Below are 14039 nucleotides of genomic sequence, written 5' to 3'. Positions count from 1 at the left end.
GCTGTGTGAATTTATGTTAACTTAAAAGATAATTCGAGTATTTGACGCGTAGCGAGATAGACGAAAACTAAAAAATGCCCTGTAAGATTGACATCATCTTGCAGGGCTCCTTTTATGTATGAATAAGAATTTCTAATCTTTCCACTGCGGAAATGAAGCTTTCCCAATCCATACTTTGTAATTCCATTCCAATTCCTACGATTCGAAGTGATGAACGCAATGCTTCAAAACGTTGAATGTCGCTCTGATTCAAAACACTGAATTCATATGAGTGATTATGAGGGAAGAGGCTTAATGTCAGATAAAATTGCTCCATTATTTTTTTTTCAGTCTTCGAAAGCCAACCTGAATAACTTCCACTGTTCCTTGCTGTCTCTAATCGATGTAACACTTCGTTAACCTTAGTGGTTACTAAATTTGGTTCAGACCACTCATTAGTTTGTTGATGTTGAATGACTCCATCTAACTCAACCAATGAATACTGTACTTCTACAAATAATTCTTCATGCACAGTATTCTGGTTTAAGTAATGCGTGATTAATACGATCGCTAAAAGAACATTTCCTGTTAAGGAAGTCCACATCAAAAGATTCTTCTTACTCAGATAATCACCTTCCTACTGATTCGTGTTGTAATGAATTATATACCAGGTTTTCTTTCTATGGGATATTTTTGAAGAGAGTTCTAAGAATTTTGTGAAGAATCATAAGTTGTGTGGTGATTCCTAGGCAAATCAGTTACAATAATGGATGGTTTACCGCATCGAGAATAACTGGGTTTGCTTGCATTGCCTGGGAAGGGGAATTTGTTTGAAAACGGCCTATTTATTAAAAGGATATAATTTTTTATTTTTTGGATTACTTGCACTTTTCATTCCTTTTTTACCTGTCTACTTAGGACAACAGGGTTTATCAACTAGTGAGATTGGTCTCATTATCGGGACTGGCGGCTTGGTGACGTTGATTGCTCAGCCGTTATGGGGCTTTATCAGTGACAAAACGAAAACCATTCGAATCGTCATGTTGATCCTCGTTAGCTGTACAGCTGTTTTCGGTTATTTCTTATTTAGTGTAGATAGTTTTTTATTACTCATTATATTTGCCCTTTTTGTCTATTTCTTTTTAATGCCACTGGATCCGTTGACTGAGAGTATGAATTTTACGGTATCAGAAACTGCCGGTATCAGCTACGGTTCGGTTCGTACATATGGGGCATTAGGCTACGCGGTATTGTCCTTAATTGCAGGCTATGCGATGGATTATTTTGGGATGAGCAGTGTGTCCATTTTATTCGTGGTATTAGGGATCCTTTCATTTGGTGTCATCTGGCTGATGCCAGAAGTACAGGCTTCAACTAAACCTGTAACAATAGCTGGATTAAAGCAAGTACTCACCAATAAAGAAATGCTGCTTTTCCTGGGCTTAGTCTTTATCAGTTCTGTGCCGGCTCGTATGAATGACACGTTTTTAGGCATACATATCCTGACCCTTGGAGGAGACACCTCATTAGTAGGAATGGCCTTCTTTTTATCAGCTACTAGTGAAATTGTGATTTTTGCCTTAAGCTTTTGGTGGCTGCGAAAAGGAAAAGAACTTGAAATTATTACGATTGCGACGTTTTTCTATTTTCTACGCTTTTTTGCATCAGCATTCGTTTCAAGTCCTATGCTGCTAACACTCCTGCAAATCCTGCAGATGTTAACGTTCCCAGTATTTTATACGGCAGCGATTCAATACTTGTATCAAATTATGCCGAAAGAATGGCGGGCAACAGGCCAAACCGTACTAGCCCTCTTATTCTTTGGAATGTCCGGCATTATCGCTTCCTATGCTGGAGGATATTTATATAAAGGATTTGGCGGCCATGTCTTCTACTTCACGATATCGGCCATGTCCTTCCTCGGTGTCCTTTTCGGCGTGTTTTTGATTATTCGTAAATATAAAGCAAGGTGAAAACCAGTCAAAGTAAATAGAAACGATTAACCTGTCGATTTTGACAGGTTTTTTTGTGTTATTTGTGGATTATTCGGATTTAATCTTTACTTAACCCATATATATTTTACAGAAACCTTATCACCATGGTAATTGTAAGTTCTATCAAAATCACCTGTTTGGATTAGCTGTTTAAAGGCAGCTTTAATGTTCTTAGCCCATATATTTATATTTTCGTTCGTATCATTGGGGTGTATTGAGGGATACTGCTTATTAAGTTTGATTAGGTCTTCTTTATCAAAGTGATGATTATAGTTATATTCAGATATTGTTGAGTAAGGTTTGAGAGTCAAGGGAGGAAAGTTAATTTGTTCGTTATTTCTCACAAAAGATATAATGTTATTTTTTCCTGAGGTAATCTTATCAATCTCTATAATAATTTCACGATTATTCATTATGAATCACTCCCTACTGAAAATATATCTAAATTTTACCATGTGGAGAAGATAGGGTCTAGATACAGGAGTAAAAGAGGTGGTTAGAATTTTATTTTGGAATGAATATAGAAGTAGGATGATGAATTTCATTTTTTGGCCAGGAAATTCTTATGAATAGATTGAAGCAAAAAGTAGTAGAATTCTAGATAAATTGATAAAAAAGTTCAAGCGCTAGCGAATCATTAGAAAAAGTCTAGGGTGAAAATGATTTTTATAAGGTGTTACAATAGGACAGCCAGTTAAATTAAAAGGTAAGGATGATTAGATGTCAGTAATTAAAATTCAGAAACCTAAAATTACAGATGAACTTACACCTACGAACACGCTTGATATGGAAGAAACGTATTTCAACCTCTTTGAAATATCAAATTGTTCCGTTATAGGCGAAGAGGTCCATCGTATTCGTTTTGAGCAGGTTGTATTTAAAAATGTTCGTTTCATCGATGTGAATTTTAAAAATATCGAATTAACCGATGTCATTTTTGAAAAGTGTGATTTATCAAATGCCAACTTTAGTGATGCGATTATTCACCGTGTAGAGTTCCGTGATTCAAAGACTTTAGGAATGAATTTATCGGATGCAACGATTCACAATACGTTGTTTGAAGAGTGCCATGCGAACTTAACATCATTTGGATATAGTAAAATGAAACAGGTGCAGTTTAAGAATTGCTCAATCCGGAACGCTGATTTTTATGAATCAAACTTCACCAAAGTAGCGTTTGATGATTGTGACTTAAATGAAACGAGTTTCAGTGGTACTTCCCTTAAAGGAATCGATCTTAGAACGTGTATGTTTAGTCAACTGATGGTTGATGTTGAAGATATCCGAGGATGCATTGTGACACCCGATCAAGCTATTGGTTTTGCAGGATTATTAGGATTGGTTGTCGAATAATCCAAAATATAACCCAGGCCCTTCTATAAAGTGTACCCTTTGTAAAGGGCATTTTGAAAAAGCCTAGGCAACTTGTTGAAGCTGCTGTCTGTATTTTACAGGCGGCAGCTTTTTTAAATTCCACTGGCCTCGATAATGATTGTAGTACGTCATATAACTTTTAATTTCTCGTTTCACTGCTTCTAATGTCTCACATTCCTTTAGATTGGCTTCATCTTTAAAATGCCCAAAGAAGGATTCTTGGGGCGCATTATCCCAACAGTTGCCACGGCGTGACATCGACTGGCCTAGGCCCATTTTCTTTACTAAGGTTTGATAAATAGGGCTCGTATAATGGAAACCCTGATCCGAATGGATAAACGCATCTTTCGCTAAATGCTTATGCTTTTTCAATTTCTTTACTGTATGGAGGGCGATATCCAGCGATAAGGAATCGGACACCTCATACGCTAAAATTTCGTTCGTTTCTGCGTCTTTAATCGTTGATAAATAAGCACGTTTTCCGCCTCTATACGTCAAATACGTGATATCTGTTAATAACACTTTTCCTGCCACACCTTGCTTGAAGTTACGGTTTAGTTCATTTTGGCATGTCCGATGTTCTTTCGTTGCTTTTGCCATGCGTCGATAGGGATTGGCCTTACGAATTGGACAGATAATATCGAATTTCTTCATAATACGGCGAATTCGTTTTAAGTTATATGTGACACTATATTGATTTTGAAGCGTCATTTTGATTTGGCGTGCTCCCTTTTTGCGTCCTCGGAAATAATACGCCTTTAAAATGATTTCTTTCACCACTTCATCTGCCACATCTTGATCTGCACGGTTTTGTGCAGAGCGTTCATCAAAATAATTGTAATAACCTGAGCGAGAAACCCCCATCAGTTCACAGAAGTAGCTCACCATGCGCTTCAATCCGTATTTATTGATGGCGCCATAAATCAGTTCAAATTTTATTTTCGCTTCCATTGTGATTTCTTCTTCCTCATCTGCCTTTCGAGTAGATCCAGCTTTTTTAGTAGTTCGTTCTCTGCCTCAAGTAATCGCATTTTCGCTTCTAATCGTGCGTATTTTTCTTCCAGGCTTAGTTCCCGTTCAAGTGGGTGTCCTGAATTCGTTTTACGTGTATCCTGTAAACCGTCTATACCAGCTTTTCGATACGCTGCTCGCCAACGTTTTGCGGAAGAACTCACACGCTCCAAACCGATTAATTCGACATCTAATCCCGCTTCTTCAAAAATGATTCTTGGTAGCTTTCCTTTCTCATTTTCTGCAATAAAATGGCGCTTAAATTCATCTGTATAGGTAATGGCCTTTTCACTAACTGCCTGTACGTAGGGATTACATTTTAATTGCGCTTGTTGTTTTTCAGTTAAGTAGATTTTTGTCATTCGGTTCCGCTCCCGTATCTTTTTTCTCATTATAAATAAAAATACCCTACAAGATAGACTTTTTTCAAAGTGTCTATCTTGTAGGGTACATTTTACTATTAGGAAGGGTTTTTTTATGGTTGTTTTCGTATAGATTGTTGCTTTAGATAATAAAGTAATTATTGAACAATCGATATAGTTAGTTCTTAGAGGAAATAGGTAAAAGTTCTCGAATGTTAGTAATCATATAAAATGATTTGGGAGGGATTCCTCAACCTTGATTTACATTCAGTTAGGGAGGTTTGTAAATGGGGAATATTGATAAAAGAAAAAGATTAGAGGAAGCTCCGTTTAGTTACAGAGTTACCAAAAATAATACTGTACTCATTGATTATAAGGGAAAACAAATTAAATTATTAAAAGGTAAAGATGCTGAAAAAATTTTAGAAAAAATTAAATTGCTGAAGATGAAAAAGCAGTTCAACTTATATTGGCAAAGATAACAGGGAATTTTAAAAGAGGAAATGAGCGTATTGTGAATTCCAAGAATAATGGGAAATCCTAAATAAGTTCAATCAGGCATTTATCTTTATTAGGTGAATGCCTTTTTATTATACATTATGGGGTTGGATTCCAGTGGATCGAAAGCGAATGATCATTCATCTTCACTAAGCACTTAAAAGAAGAGTCTGCTCACAGGAAAAGAGTCCTTCTATAGAGAATAACTGGTATAATTTAGATAAAAAGTAAGAAATGGAGAACTAAAGATGTCGATAACAACGATTGAAAAAGCCGTACTCAGTGATGCGGAATGTTTAACAGTGCTTATGAAAAAAACATTTGATCAAGAAGCGAGAAGATGGCTGCCATCCGATGAAAAAGTGTGTGATTACAATATACAGCCGCCCAACTATGATTCCATTGAAATGACCAAATATAGTATTAGAGAATTAGCTTATTATAAGGTTATGTACAGCGGAGCGGTGGTAGGGGGCGTCATTCTTACCCTTGCAGGAAAAAGGTTTGCCAGAATCGACCGTATTTTTATAGAGCCAGACTATCAAGGTAAGGGAATTGGTTCGAAAGTTATCGCATTAATTGAAGCACTCTACCCAAGCATAACAAATTGGGATTTGGAAACGTCAAGCAGGCAAATTAACAATCATTTCTTTTATGAAAAAAATGGCTACCAAACTACCTTTAAAACAGAGGATGAATATTGCTATCAAAAACAGATCAATCCCTCGATATCCGTTGAAAACCTAGTTGAGCAGAAAGACCTAACCAAAACACAGTATGAAGAATGCAATATGGCTGAGAGTGATTTTTATGGTGTGAATCTCGAAGCCAGTTCGATTAGTAATAGTAATCTTGCAAATAGTACCGTAAATAATTGTAATCTTAGTAATTCGAAGTTCCAGAATATTAATTTCAGGCATACACTTATCGCGGATCTCAATCTATCAAATAGTCACTTTTCACTTGTAACATTAAGTGGTGTTACGTTCAGCGATACAAATCTTGGAGATGAAAACGAACCGTTGTTGGTGGACCGATGTGATTTTACCGGAAGCACATTGATTGATAGTAATCTTACGAATGTAAATATCGTAAACTGCGAACTTTCCGGAATGAAAATTAATGACATTCCAATCGAAGACCTTCTTGAAGCGTATGAACAGGTGAAAATTCTTAAATAAAAATATGGAGGGGAAAATTTGAAGAAATTGATTTATTGGCTGCTTCCACTGATGATAGTCGTTGTGTCATGCAGCAATAATGAAGGGTCTAGAAAGGATTGGAAGTATGGTTTTGTCGTTTACCATGGCTATAACTATATTGTGACAGAAGAACAATTAAAAGAAAGTGAATTGGATAAAAAAGTTGGGGAAATTCAAAAATACTCAGATAACGAGATGAATGCCCCAAACGGTACAATCTTTTCAAATGAATTCAAAAAAGGAACGCCGTTTTACTCTATTAAACACGTTGATAAACAGACATCCCTTGCTGTGAAAAGCGATGATGGCTTTATTAAGATTACGAGTAATGGGAAATATGGTGAATAAATACTACCAAAGAATTCCTCGTGATCCGATGACTCGAGAAAAAAGGTCAGCATCTCTTCCCATTTTGGTTCGAGGGTTGATCTTTGGACGCATACAATTTAGGAATTGTTGATCGCATTGCCTGGTAGGGCCGAATCGTTCATAACATTTATCATGTAACATACAGCAGGAATCGACTGCATTAGTAGGTGCACCAGGACCGGAACAGCCGGGGCCGCACCATCTATACCCAGGTACACAAAACCCTTGGTTTGATCTTCTAGAGAAGTTCATTTACTTCACCTTCTTCCTGTTACGGACTTGCTACTGTAAGGTATGTACGCATCGACTGATTTGTACGGGCTAGTGACTCATAAAGAGATATTCAAATTATCAGTGAGATATTTCGCTGCTTTTCAATAAAAAAGCCTAACACTCAGGATAAGCTAAATCATCCGTGTGTTAGGCTTAGGGCTATCAGTTAGAAGCTTGAATAACAAGTTTCATCGCATGTATTTGTCCAATATGATTTGTTTCATGTAAAATCACAAAGCTAATGAAATCCGCGACTGTTTCCATACCCATGAAAGGAGCAGCCACTTTATCATTATATGTCTCTTCTGGAATGGCAAGCAGACGATCAAGCTGTTCCTGTAACTGTTGTTTTAATGTTTCAGTAGAAGGAACACCTTCTGACCAGTCGGACGGTTTAGAACCATATCCGAATAGTTGTCCATAGTTTTCAGGCAAGCTGCTGTTATTGGGTGAGTCCAATAAGAATTTTTCTGAAGCACTAAGTACATGGCCCAGATGCCAATGAATAGTATTATTGAATCCGATAGGCTGAATATCCATGAACTCTGGAGATAATCCATCTATTTCTTTTAATAAATTGCCCCGCGTCATGTTAATTTGATTTTTTATGTAACTCATTTTCTATTCCTCCGCATCATGTAAAAAAATTATACTATTTGAGTATAACAAGGTATATCAGCTACTCCAAATTTAAATTCTTATCTACAATTCTGTTTTGTTTAGGAGTTACTAAAATGGAGCTCGGCTCAATAAGCTAGAATACATAGGAAAGAAGGATTTATATGCCATATTGTCAAGTTCGCCAAGCTAACATCTATTACGAAGATTTAGGGGAAGGGACCCCGATTTTAATGATACATGGATATGGTCCTGACCATCGATTAATGAGCGGGTGTATGGAACCTATTTTTACCAAGAGGGAAGGGTGGCGACGAATTTATCTTGACCTGCCTGGAATGGGGTTAACAACAGAATATAGGGAAATCAGCAGTTCAGATGATATGTTACATGCGTTGTTAGATTTTATTCAGGATATCCTTCCTAACCAAAAATATGTACTTGCAGGGGAATCGTATGGGGGCTATCTAGCGAGAGGGTTAATTGAAAAGCAACCTGAACAAATACTGGGTGCAGTATGTATATGTCCAGTTATTGTTCCTCTTCTAAAAGATAGAGAAGTTGAGCCGCATACCATTATGAGAACAGATGCTAATTTTCTTGAAACACTAACAAAAGAAGAGGCAGAAGATTTTAAGAACAATAACATTATACTGAATGAGTATACTTGGTTGAGATACAACAAAGAAATTCTAAGCGGTTGTAAAATGGGAGATGAAAATTTTCTCAATAAGATAAAGAATGAATATGGATTTTCTTTTGAAATTGACCAATATGACTTCAGTAAACCTAGTCTATTCCTGTTAGGAAAACAAGACTCTTCGGTCGGTTATAAAGATGCTCTTGCCTTAATGAATCGGTATCCACGAGGAACATTTGCTGTACTGGATACAGCAGGTCACAATTTACAAATTGAGCAGCCCGAGCTATTTACCACGTTAGTGAATGAATGGTTAGATCGAGTAGAAGAGATTTCTCCTATAGAATAAGGGTGTGTCCGGGGTGGAGATTATCACATTATTGATACTCCGTAATAAAAAAGTGACTTAAAAAATTTTACTCTTTTTCTATAGTGTAATATTACTAGACAGAGTATAAAAAGAGAGGCGATTAAACATGGTTGGCGGCGACTTCATTTTTCTAATTGTTATGTTAATTATTATTGCATGTGTTATTTTATTCATTTTGTATTTAATGAAACGGAAGAAACAGTTAAACCGAATTGAAGAAAAATTAGACCAAGCAGCTGAACTGATTCAAAATAGTAAAACAAATAGATAGTTTACTAAAAGGAGCATCTTGAAGGTGCCCCTTTTTGTGTGGAAACAAATGATAATGTTATTGTAAAAAAATTGTTATAACGATATAATTTTCTAGTATCATAGAAATGTACTGAATAGGAGAAAATATGAAAAAAATATGGTTGGCTTTACTTTCACTTACGTTAGTGATTAGTTTATTCCCGTCACTCACATCAGCTGCGCAAAGCAAGAAATTCGAACAAGAACTTACTCAATTTTTAAAAGAAGCTTCTACGGTAAGAGGTTTTAAGATAACGAAGGACGATATTGAAGAGACTCTATCTTATTATGATGAGAGTATTGAAGATTTTCAATCTATTAAGGAACTAAAGCTGGAATTAGGTCAAATAATTAAAGCAGATTCAAGTAATCTGGATTTCATTTATAAAGAATATAGTCTTACTAAAGATAGTTTAGTCCAATTATTAAAGGATAATGGTGAAGAACTTACTGATTATATTTTTATCGATGACCTCGAGGAATCTGTTTATTTTTATGCAGAAGAGACCATTGAGCGCGATCCAAACTTTGACAAAGATTTCGTCATATATTTAGCTGAAGTAAGCAAGAAAAGAGGGTTTGAAATTACTGAAGAAGCGTTCAGCGCTTTATTAGCGTCTTATGAATTTAGCTTAGAAGACTTTGCATCTGTTAAGGAGCTAAATGAGTTCATGGGTGAAGTTATCAAGGCTGATTTAAGCAACTTGTCCTATTTTAATGAGAACTTTGGGCTGGATAAACAAGCGTTGCTTCAATTGCTGCAAGATAATGGCGAAGATATTAACGATTACATCTACATAGATGACCTTGAAGAAACAGTTTGGGTTTTAGAGGGTGGAGATTTTGAAGGGGATATTGCTGAAGATTTACTGCCTATTTTTGAGGAAGAGCTTGGTCTAACGAATGAGGAACTACAGCGAATAGAGGATCACTTAATGTCCTTAGAAGAACGTTTTTCCGATCCAGCAACCATTGAACGACTAGAAAGTCTGGCCGATCGCATGATGGCTTTCGAAGAATTTGATGTAGCAACGGAGCTAACAGCACAACAATTGGCTGAAATTGCATCAATTTATGAAGAATTACTTTCTATTTTCAACCTAAAGGTAACCTATTCCCTTGTGAAAAATGGTGAAGAATCACCTATGTCACTTACAGATTTAATGAAAATGGAAGAATTAACGGATGCTAACCTGAAAATAATGATTTACACGACAGATGGAAAGTTCTTAGCTGATCTTCTGATTACGAGCGATATGGTGGATTCTGATACCATTACGAATGCAGGACAGCAAATGTATTACTCTTCTAATGAGGTGAAAAAGACCATCAAGCAGGTACCAGCTGTAAGTAAACAAAATAACAAGACAATCGAATATAAAACAGTAAAAGGAGCTAAACTTCCAGATACCGCTTCGGATTATTTGACTAATAGCCTTATTGGTTTATTCATCATCTTATTAGGAAGCTTGATGTATCGAAAAGTCAGGAAAGCTTAACATGCAGAACAAAAAGCGAGTACTGCTGCTCTCTTGTACATGCGTTATGATTTTATTTGGTATTTGGTTTTCTACAACGAATATGTATAAGTTTGCAAAAGGCTATCTTCTATTCAAGACCCATAGTGCTAGTGGTGAAATACATGAACCAACACAACCATCTGCAGATATCGTAACAACGAAAAAAGAGCTATATCCTGTCCGGCCAAAAATGGGAGAAGAAATTGGGGAACTGTATATACCTAAGCTAAATGCAACCCTTCCTATTTTCCATGGAACGAATGAGGATGAATTGGAGAAAGGTGTAGGGCATTTTGCAGATAGTGTCTTACCAGGCGAAAAGGACAACTCGGTTCTTTCCGGTCATCGAGATACCGTATTTCGTCGTCTCGGACAAGTAGGGGAAGGAGACCTGTTGATTGCAAGAACGTCAGCAGGAGAGTTCACTTACAAAATTAACAAAGTTCGGATTGTAGATAAAGATAATCGAACCGTCATCGTTCCGAAACCACGTGCAACCCTGACGGTTAGTACCTGCTATCCCTTTACTTTTATAGGGGCTGCACCAGAACGGTACGTCCTTGTCGCATATTTATCTTCAAAGAAAACTCATTAATACATTAGAGAGTATCAATAGGTAAAACTATTGGTACTCTTTTGCTTTGGATGAAACTTTAAAATGAAAAGTAACTAGTCAAATCTTTAAGAGAGGCAATTAACAATGAAGGTAGATGTGCCGGGGTAATAGCCACTTATCCTGAGTTTTCTTGTGATACAGATACTATGAAGAATTCTTGTGTAATTGGATGGATAGTCCAGATTATCACCCTATGTATTCACTTGCGGGAATCTATGATTTTCAACAAGCAGTAACATTGCCAAAAAAATAAGACCCCAAGAGGCGTCTTATTCAAATTTCACGATATTTTACAAGAAAGGATGAATCAGTTTTTTTTTAAAATAATAGTTCCTGAAAAAGAACGCTAGAATCATTAGGGTGTTTTAAAACTAACTTCTATGTTATTTAACGGCTGGAGCTCCAAATTTACCCTCGTGATAATCTTTATAAGCTTGGTTAATATCTTCCATCGTGTTCATAACAAAAGGTCCGTATACTACCGTTTCTTCATTAATCGGCACTCCTGAATAAATAAGAACTTTAGACCGTTTATTTGCTTTTATAAGTAGTTCGCTATCGCCCGTTCCCTCTTCATTAAAAGTAAGAGTAGCCACTCCTGTTTTTTGTAGGATGGTTTTGCTTCCACCGAACTCAAGTTCACCTGATAGAATATATAGGAAAGCATTGTGATTCTCCGGTAAAACATGTGTATAACTTGCTCCTTCACTAAATGTAACTTCAGACATTGTTATTGGGACCAAGCTTTTCATAGGCCCTTTCACTCCTGCAATGTCGCCTGAATAAACCTTAACAGCTCCTCCCTCAAATGGAACGAGTGGTACATCTTCTACATATATATCTTGATAGGTAGTTTTTGTATTCTTTAAGGCTTTCGGAAGGTTTAACCACAACTGTAGCGTATGAATTAGGTCATCATCAACCGCTTCCTCTGCATGTCTAGCTGCCCATCCAGCATTCATATATTGAACATCTCCTGCTTCTAATATGGAATGTCCTCCTGCATTATCAATGTGTTCCAATCTCCCATCGATTACATAAGTAATTGTTTGGAAACCACGATGAGGGTGGTCAGAAAAGGTACCTCTTTTGAACCAGTCTTCTGCTAATAGGATAAATGGATCGAAATCCTTTTTCCTTTCAGGGGGGAGAACCCATGCTTGTTGAACATGAGGAAATTCTCTTTCAGTGTAGTTTACATACCAGTGGTCTTTTATCTCTCTATTAAATACATTCTTTTGATTTGTCACTTCGTTAACCCCTTGTCATTTTATTATGTATTTCTTTCCGTTTCTGTCTCCAATTTTTATAATATACTTAAGCGTATATATTGTCTTATAATTTGATTTCTAAATAAACGTGAGCCGGTCAAAACGGCTCATTCTTGTATAGTAATATAAAAAGTAAATAATAAAAATCCAAGAATATACTATTCGTTGCAGAAAACATGCTCTAAAAAAAATTTGTACTAATTGAAGAATTATTCTCTCTGGAAAAGCTTCGAATATCCTGTGTCTTATTCTTGTGGTAATCTTGAGAATTTTAATAAACTAACAGGGGCTTTAGTAAAAAACGGATTGTTTTTAAAAAAAGTGAACGTTTGTCTAGTGAGGATCGTATTACTAGTAAGTCGGAAAAGTAGGAGGTTTACTTTTGAAGGAGTTTGAAGAACATCAGCTCATCACACTTGCTCAGCAAGGGGATGAAGCCGCTTTTACTGCGCTTTTTCAACGGCATTATTCTTTTATCTATAATTATTTAATTAAAATGACTTTTAATCCTATGATTGCTGAAGAGCTACTACAAGAAACTATGCTGAAATGCTATCTTCAAATTACTTCTTTCAATCATCAGAGCAAGTTTACCAGCTGGTTAATTACGATTGCTACTCGGACCTATATTGATTTATTGCGCAAAAAAAAGCGAGAACGAGGGTTATTCAAACGAGCAGCGGATGAACATTCTTCTTCACTAAAGTGGGAATTACAGCTGAAAAAAGTTGACTTCAATGAAGTGATGGAGGCGATTTCTACACTAAAACCATTGTATCGTATTCCTTTATTATTACGGCATTATTATGGATTCACCTATGTTGAAATCGGTGAAATTCTAAATTGTCAGGAAGGTACCGCGAAATCTAGAGTCAATAAAAGCATAAAACTGGTTAGAAAGGAGATGCAAGAAGATGAAGGTCGATGAAGAGAAGCAAATTAAAGAAGCATTTGAAAAAATCACGGAAGGATTAGAAAGTTCACCCCCGAATCTAGCGACATTATCGATGATGTTGAATAAGAAAAAATCGGAACACAAGAGAAGGTTAAATAGAGAATTGATGTTTTTTATGCTGATCGCCTGCTTCTGCATTATCATTCTAACGTTAGTTTTAGCAAATGCACCTACTCTTTATATCGGCATTCAAGTATTGGGAATCGTTTCCGTACCTTGTGTCATGATTTGGAGAAATAAAAAATCAGAACAAGGTGATTCAGTCCTATGAACATAAATATAGAGAATCTTTCAGTAGAAAATCAACTTATTCTGTTTATCGGGATTGGATTATTATTGCTTATCCAAAGTACATCGATCTTTATTTCTGCAAGAAGACGCGGTAAAAATCCCTGGTTTTGGGGGTTTATAGGATTATTAAATATTCCGTCTGGTACTATTTTTTATTATTTATTTGTGATTTATCCTGAGAAACGAAAGGAGCGTAAGAAAAATGGATAATACTCTATTGATTCAGCTTTTAGTGCCCGTTATCATTTTGCAATTTATTTTAGTCGTTACCGCGCTGGTTAGCTTGAAAAATACGGAATATACAAATGGTCCGAAATGGATGTGGGTTCTGATTATCCTTTTCGTCAATCTCATCGGTCCGATTGTCTTCTTTATTTTTGGAAAAAGAGGACGGAGGACATGAGT

18 protein-coding genes and 1 pseudogene are annotated in these 14039 nt (G+C 36.3%); 13 read left to right on the top strand and 6 right to left on the bottom strand.

Translation table 11 applies throughout. From position 1 onward, the window contains the following. Nucleotides 1-112 precede the first annotated feature (112 nt). A complete protein-coding gene (locus tag MHI18_RS00815) occupies nucleotides 113-583 on the bottom strand; it encodes a hypothetical protein (RefSeq protein ID WP_340845504.1) in 471 nt (156 codons plus the stop codon). 226 nt (nucleotides 584-809) lie between these two features. On the opposite strand from MHI18_RS00815, the gene MHI18_RS00810 reads away from it, so the two are divergent. Beyond that, entirely contained in the window at nucleotides 810-1952 is a 1143-nt protein-coding gene (locus MHI18_RS00810) for an MFS transporter (protein ID WP_340845503.1), read from the top strand. Between the two features lie 86 nt (nucleotides 1953-2038). On the opposite strand, the gene MHI18_RS00805 is transcribed toward MHI18_RS00810, so the two are convergent. Further along, the gene (locus MHI18_RS00805) at nucleotides 2039-2386 is read right to left on the bottom strand and encodes a hypothetical protein (protein WP_340845502.1); all 348 of its coding nucleotides are present in this window, start codon (nucleotides 2384-2386) and stop codon (nucleotides 2039-2041) included. A gap of 307 nt (nucleotides 2387-2693) precedes the next feature. Here MHI18_RS00805 and MHI18_RS00800 point away from each other — a divergent pair, with 307 nt between their 5' ends. Further along, nucleotides 2694-3326, top strand: a complete 633-nt coding sequence (locus MHI18_RS00800) for a pentapeptide repeat-containing protein (protein WP_340845501.1) — start codon at nucleotides 2694-2696, stop codon at nucleotides 3324-3326. Nucleotides 3327-3389: 63 nt separating this feature from the next. On the opposite strand, the gene MHI18_RS00795 is transcribed toward MHI18_RS00800, so the two are convergent. Next, nucleotides 3390-4720, bottom strand: a protein-coding gene (locus MHI18_RS00795; protein WP_340845500.1) for an IS3 family transposase whose coding sequence is annotated in 2 segments (ribosomal slippage) — nucleotides 3390-4336 and nucleotides 4336-4720 — 1332 coding nt in all. Because the reading frame shifts where the segments join, the coding sequence is not laid out codon by codon here. A 287-nt stretch (nucleotides 4721-5007) separates the two neighbouring features. On the opposite strand from MHI18_RS00795, the pseudogene MHI18_RS00790 reads away from it, so the two are divergent. The 3 genes and pseudogenes from MHI18_RS00790 to MHI18_RS00780 all read left to right on the top strand — a co-directional run bounded on the left by MHI18_RS00790 (nucleotide 5008) and on the right by MHI18_RS00780 (nucleotide 6768). Then, a pseudogene (locus MHI18_RS00790) lies at nucleotides 5008-5264 on the top strand (hypothetical protein). 202 nt (nucleotides 5265-5466) lie between these two features. After that, nucleotides 5467-6399: a GNAT family N-acetyltransferase gene (locus tag MHI18_RS00785; protein WP_340845499.1), complete on the top strand. Its 933-nt coding sequence runs from the start codon at nucleotides 5467-5469 to the stop codon at nucleotides 6397-6399. Nucleotides 6400-6417: 18 nt separating this feature from the next. Next, a complete protein-coding gene (locus MHI18_RS00780) occupies nucleotides 6418-6768 on the top strand; it encodes a hypothetical protein (RefSeq protein ID WP_340845498.1) in 351 nt (116 codons plus the stop codon). Nucleotides 6769-6771: 3 nt separating this feature from the next. On the opposite strand, the gene MHI18_RS00775 is transcribed toward MHI18_RS00780, so the two are convergent. Together MHI18_RS00775 and MHI18_RS00770 are read right to left on the bottom strand one after the other, a co-directional pair. Beyond that, complete coding sequence (locus MHI18_RS00775; RefSeq protein ID WP_340845496.1) at nucleotides 6772-7041, bottom strand: Parvovirus coat protein VP1-like protein; 270 nt, start codon at nucleotides 7039-7041, stop codon at nucleotides 6772-6774. Between the two features lie 183 nt (nucleotides 7042-7224). After that, nucleotides 7225-7680, bottom strand: coding sequence for a DinB family protein (locus MHI18_RS00770; RefSeq protein ID WP_340845495.1), 456 nt, complete (start codon nucleotides 7678-7680; stop codon nucleotides 7225-7227). Between the two features lie 164 nt (nucleotides 7681-7844). On the opposite strand from MHI18_RS00770, the gene MHI18_RS00765 reads away from it, so the two are divergent. The 4 genes from MHI18_RS00765 (at nucleotide 7845) to MHI18_RS00750 (ending at nucleotide 11096) form a co-directional block, all read left to right on the top strand. Continuing rightward, on the top strand, nucleotides 7845-8669 hold the full coding sequence (locus MHI18_RS00765) for an alpha/beta fold hydrolase (protein ID WP_340845494.1): 825 nt from the start codon (nucleotides 7845-7847) through the stop codon (nucleotides 8667-8669). A 127-nt stretch (nucleotides 8670-8796) separates the two neighbouring features. Continuing rightward, complete coding sequence (locus MHI18_RS00760; protein WP_340845493.1) at nucleotides 8797-8961, top strand: hypothetical protein; 165 nt, start codon at nucleotides 8797-8799, stop codon at nucleotides 8959-8961. Nucleotides 8962-9088: 127 nt separating this feature from the next. After that, nucleotides 9089-10480 (top strand): processed acidic surface protein, encoded by a 1392-nt coding sequence (locus MHI18_RS00755; RefSeq protein ID WP_340845492.1) that lies wholly within the window; start codon nucleotides 9089-9091, stop codon nucleotides 10478-10480. Nucleotide 10481: 1 nt separating this feature from the next. Further along, nucleotides 10482-11096 (top strand): class D sortase, encoded by a 615-nt coding sequence (locus tag MHI18_RS00750; RefSeq protein ID WP_340845491.1) that lies wholly within the window; start codon nucleotides 10482-10484, stop codon nucleotides 11094-11096. A 404-nt stretch (nucleotides 11097-11500) separates the two neighbouring features. Here the strand turns inward: MHI18_RS00750 and MHI18_RS00745 are convergent, their stop codons facing one another. Continuing rightward, nucleotides 11501-12367, bottom strand: a complete 867-nt coding sequence (locus MHI18_RS00745) for a pirin family protein (RefSeq protein ID WP_340845490.1) — start codon at nucleotides 12365-12367, stop codon at nucleotides 11501-11503. 403 nt (nucleotides 12368-12770) lie between these two features. Between MHI18_RS00745 and sigY the strand changes: the two genes are divergently transcribed. The 4 genes from sigY to MHI18_RS00725 are packed head-to-tail and all read left to right on the top strand — an operon-like array spanning nucleotide 12771 to nucleotide 14037. Then, nucleotides 12771-13316, top strand: coding sequence for an RNA polymerase sigma factor SigY (gene sigY, locus MHI18_RS00740; protein WP_340845489.1), 546 nt, complete (start codon nucleotides 12771-12773; stop codon nucleotides 13314-13316). Then, nucleotides 13303-13614 carry a YxlC family protein gene (locus MHI18_RS00735; protein WP_340845488.1) on the top strand — a complete coding sequence of 104 codons (312 nt, stop codon included), beginning with the start codon at nucleotides 13303-13305 and terminating at the stop codon, nucleotides 13612-13614. Before sigY ends, MHI18_RS00735 begins: the two co-directional genes overlap by 14 nt. Further along, nucleotides 13611-13844 (top strand): transcriptional regulator, encoded by a 234-nt coding sequence (locus MHI18_RS00730; RefSeq protein WP_340845487.1) that lies wholly within the window; start codon nucleotides 13611-13613, stop codon nucleotides 13842-13844. The genes MHI18_RS00735 and MHI18_RS00730 overlap by 4 nt, the downstream gene beginning before the upstream one ends. Further along, nucleotides 13837-14037 (top strand): PLD nuclease N-terminal domain-containing protein, encoded by a 201-nt coding sequence (locus tag MHI18_RS00725; RefSeq protein WP_340845486.1) that lies wholly within the window; start codon nucleotides 13837-13839, stop codon nucleotides 14035-14037. The genes MHI18_RS00730 and MHI18_RS00725 overlap by 8 nt, the downstream gene beginning before the upstream one ends. Nucleotides 14038-14039 lie beyond the last annotated feature (2 nt).

Source organism: Peribacillus sp. FSL H8-0477 (genome assembly GCF_038002765.1).
Classification (GTDB): Bacteria; Bacillota; Bacilli; order Bacillales; family DSM-1321; genus Peribacillus.
This window is presented reverse-complemented; position numbering and strand designations above follow the sequence as displayed.

Coding starts and splice junctions, on each gene's coding strand:
- MHI18_RS00760 (WP_340845493.1), top strand. CDS start 8,797: ATGGTTGGCGGCGACTTCATTTTTCTAATTGTTATGTTAATTATTATT.
- MHI18_RS00725 (WP_340845486.1), top strand. CDS start 13,837: ATGGATAATACTCTATTGATTCAGCTTTTAGTGCCCGTTATCATTTTG.
- MHI18_RS00730 (WP_340845487.1), top strand. CDS start 13,611: ATGAACATAAATATAGAGAATCTTTCAGTAGAAAATCAACTTATTCTG.
- MHI18_RS00770 (WP_340845495.1), bottom strand. CDS start 7,680: ATGAGTTACATAAAAAATCAAATTAACATGACGCGGGGCAATTTATTA.
- MHI18_RS00815 (WP_340845504.1), bottom strand. CDS start 583: ATGTGGACTTCCTTAACAGGAAATGTTCTTTTAGCGATCGTATTAATC.
- MHI18_RS00805 (WP_340845502.1), bottom strand. CDS start 2,386: ATGAATAATCGTGAAATTATTATAGAGATTGATAAGATTACCTCAGGA.
- MHI18_RS00755 (WP_340845492.1), top strand. CDS start 9,089: ATGAAAAAAATATGGTTGGCTTTACTTTCACTTACGTTAGTGATTAGT.
- MHI18_RS00750 (WP_340845491.1), top strand. CDS start 10,482: ATGCAGAACAAAAAGCGAGTACTGCTGCTCTCTTGTACATGCGTTATG.
- MHI18_RS00735 (WP_340845488.1), top strand. CDS start 13,303: ATGAAGGTCGATGAAGAGAAGCAAATTAAAGAAGCATTTGAAAAAATC.
- MHI18_RS00775 (WP_340845496.1), bottom strand. CDS start 7,041: ATGAACTTCTCTAGAAGATCAAACCAAGGGTTTTGTGTACCTGGGTAT.
- MHI18_RS00785 (WP_340845499.1), top strand. CDS start 5,467: ATGTCGATAACAACGATTGAAAAAGCCGTACTCAGTGATGCGGAATGT.
- MHI18_RS00800 (WP_340845501.1), top strand. CDS start 2,694: ATGTCAGTAATTAAAATTCAGAAACCTAAAATTACAGATGAACTTACA.
- MHI18_RS00765 (WP_340845494.1), top strand. CDS start 7,845: ATGCCATATTGTCAAGTTCGCCAAGCTAACATCTATTACGAAGATTTA.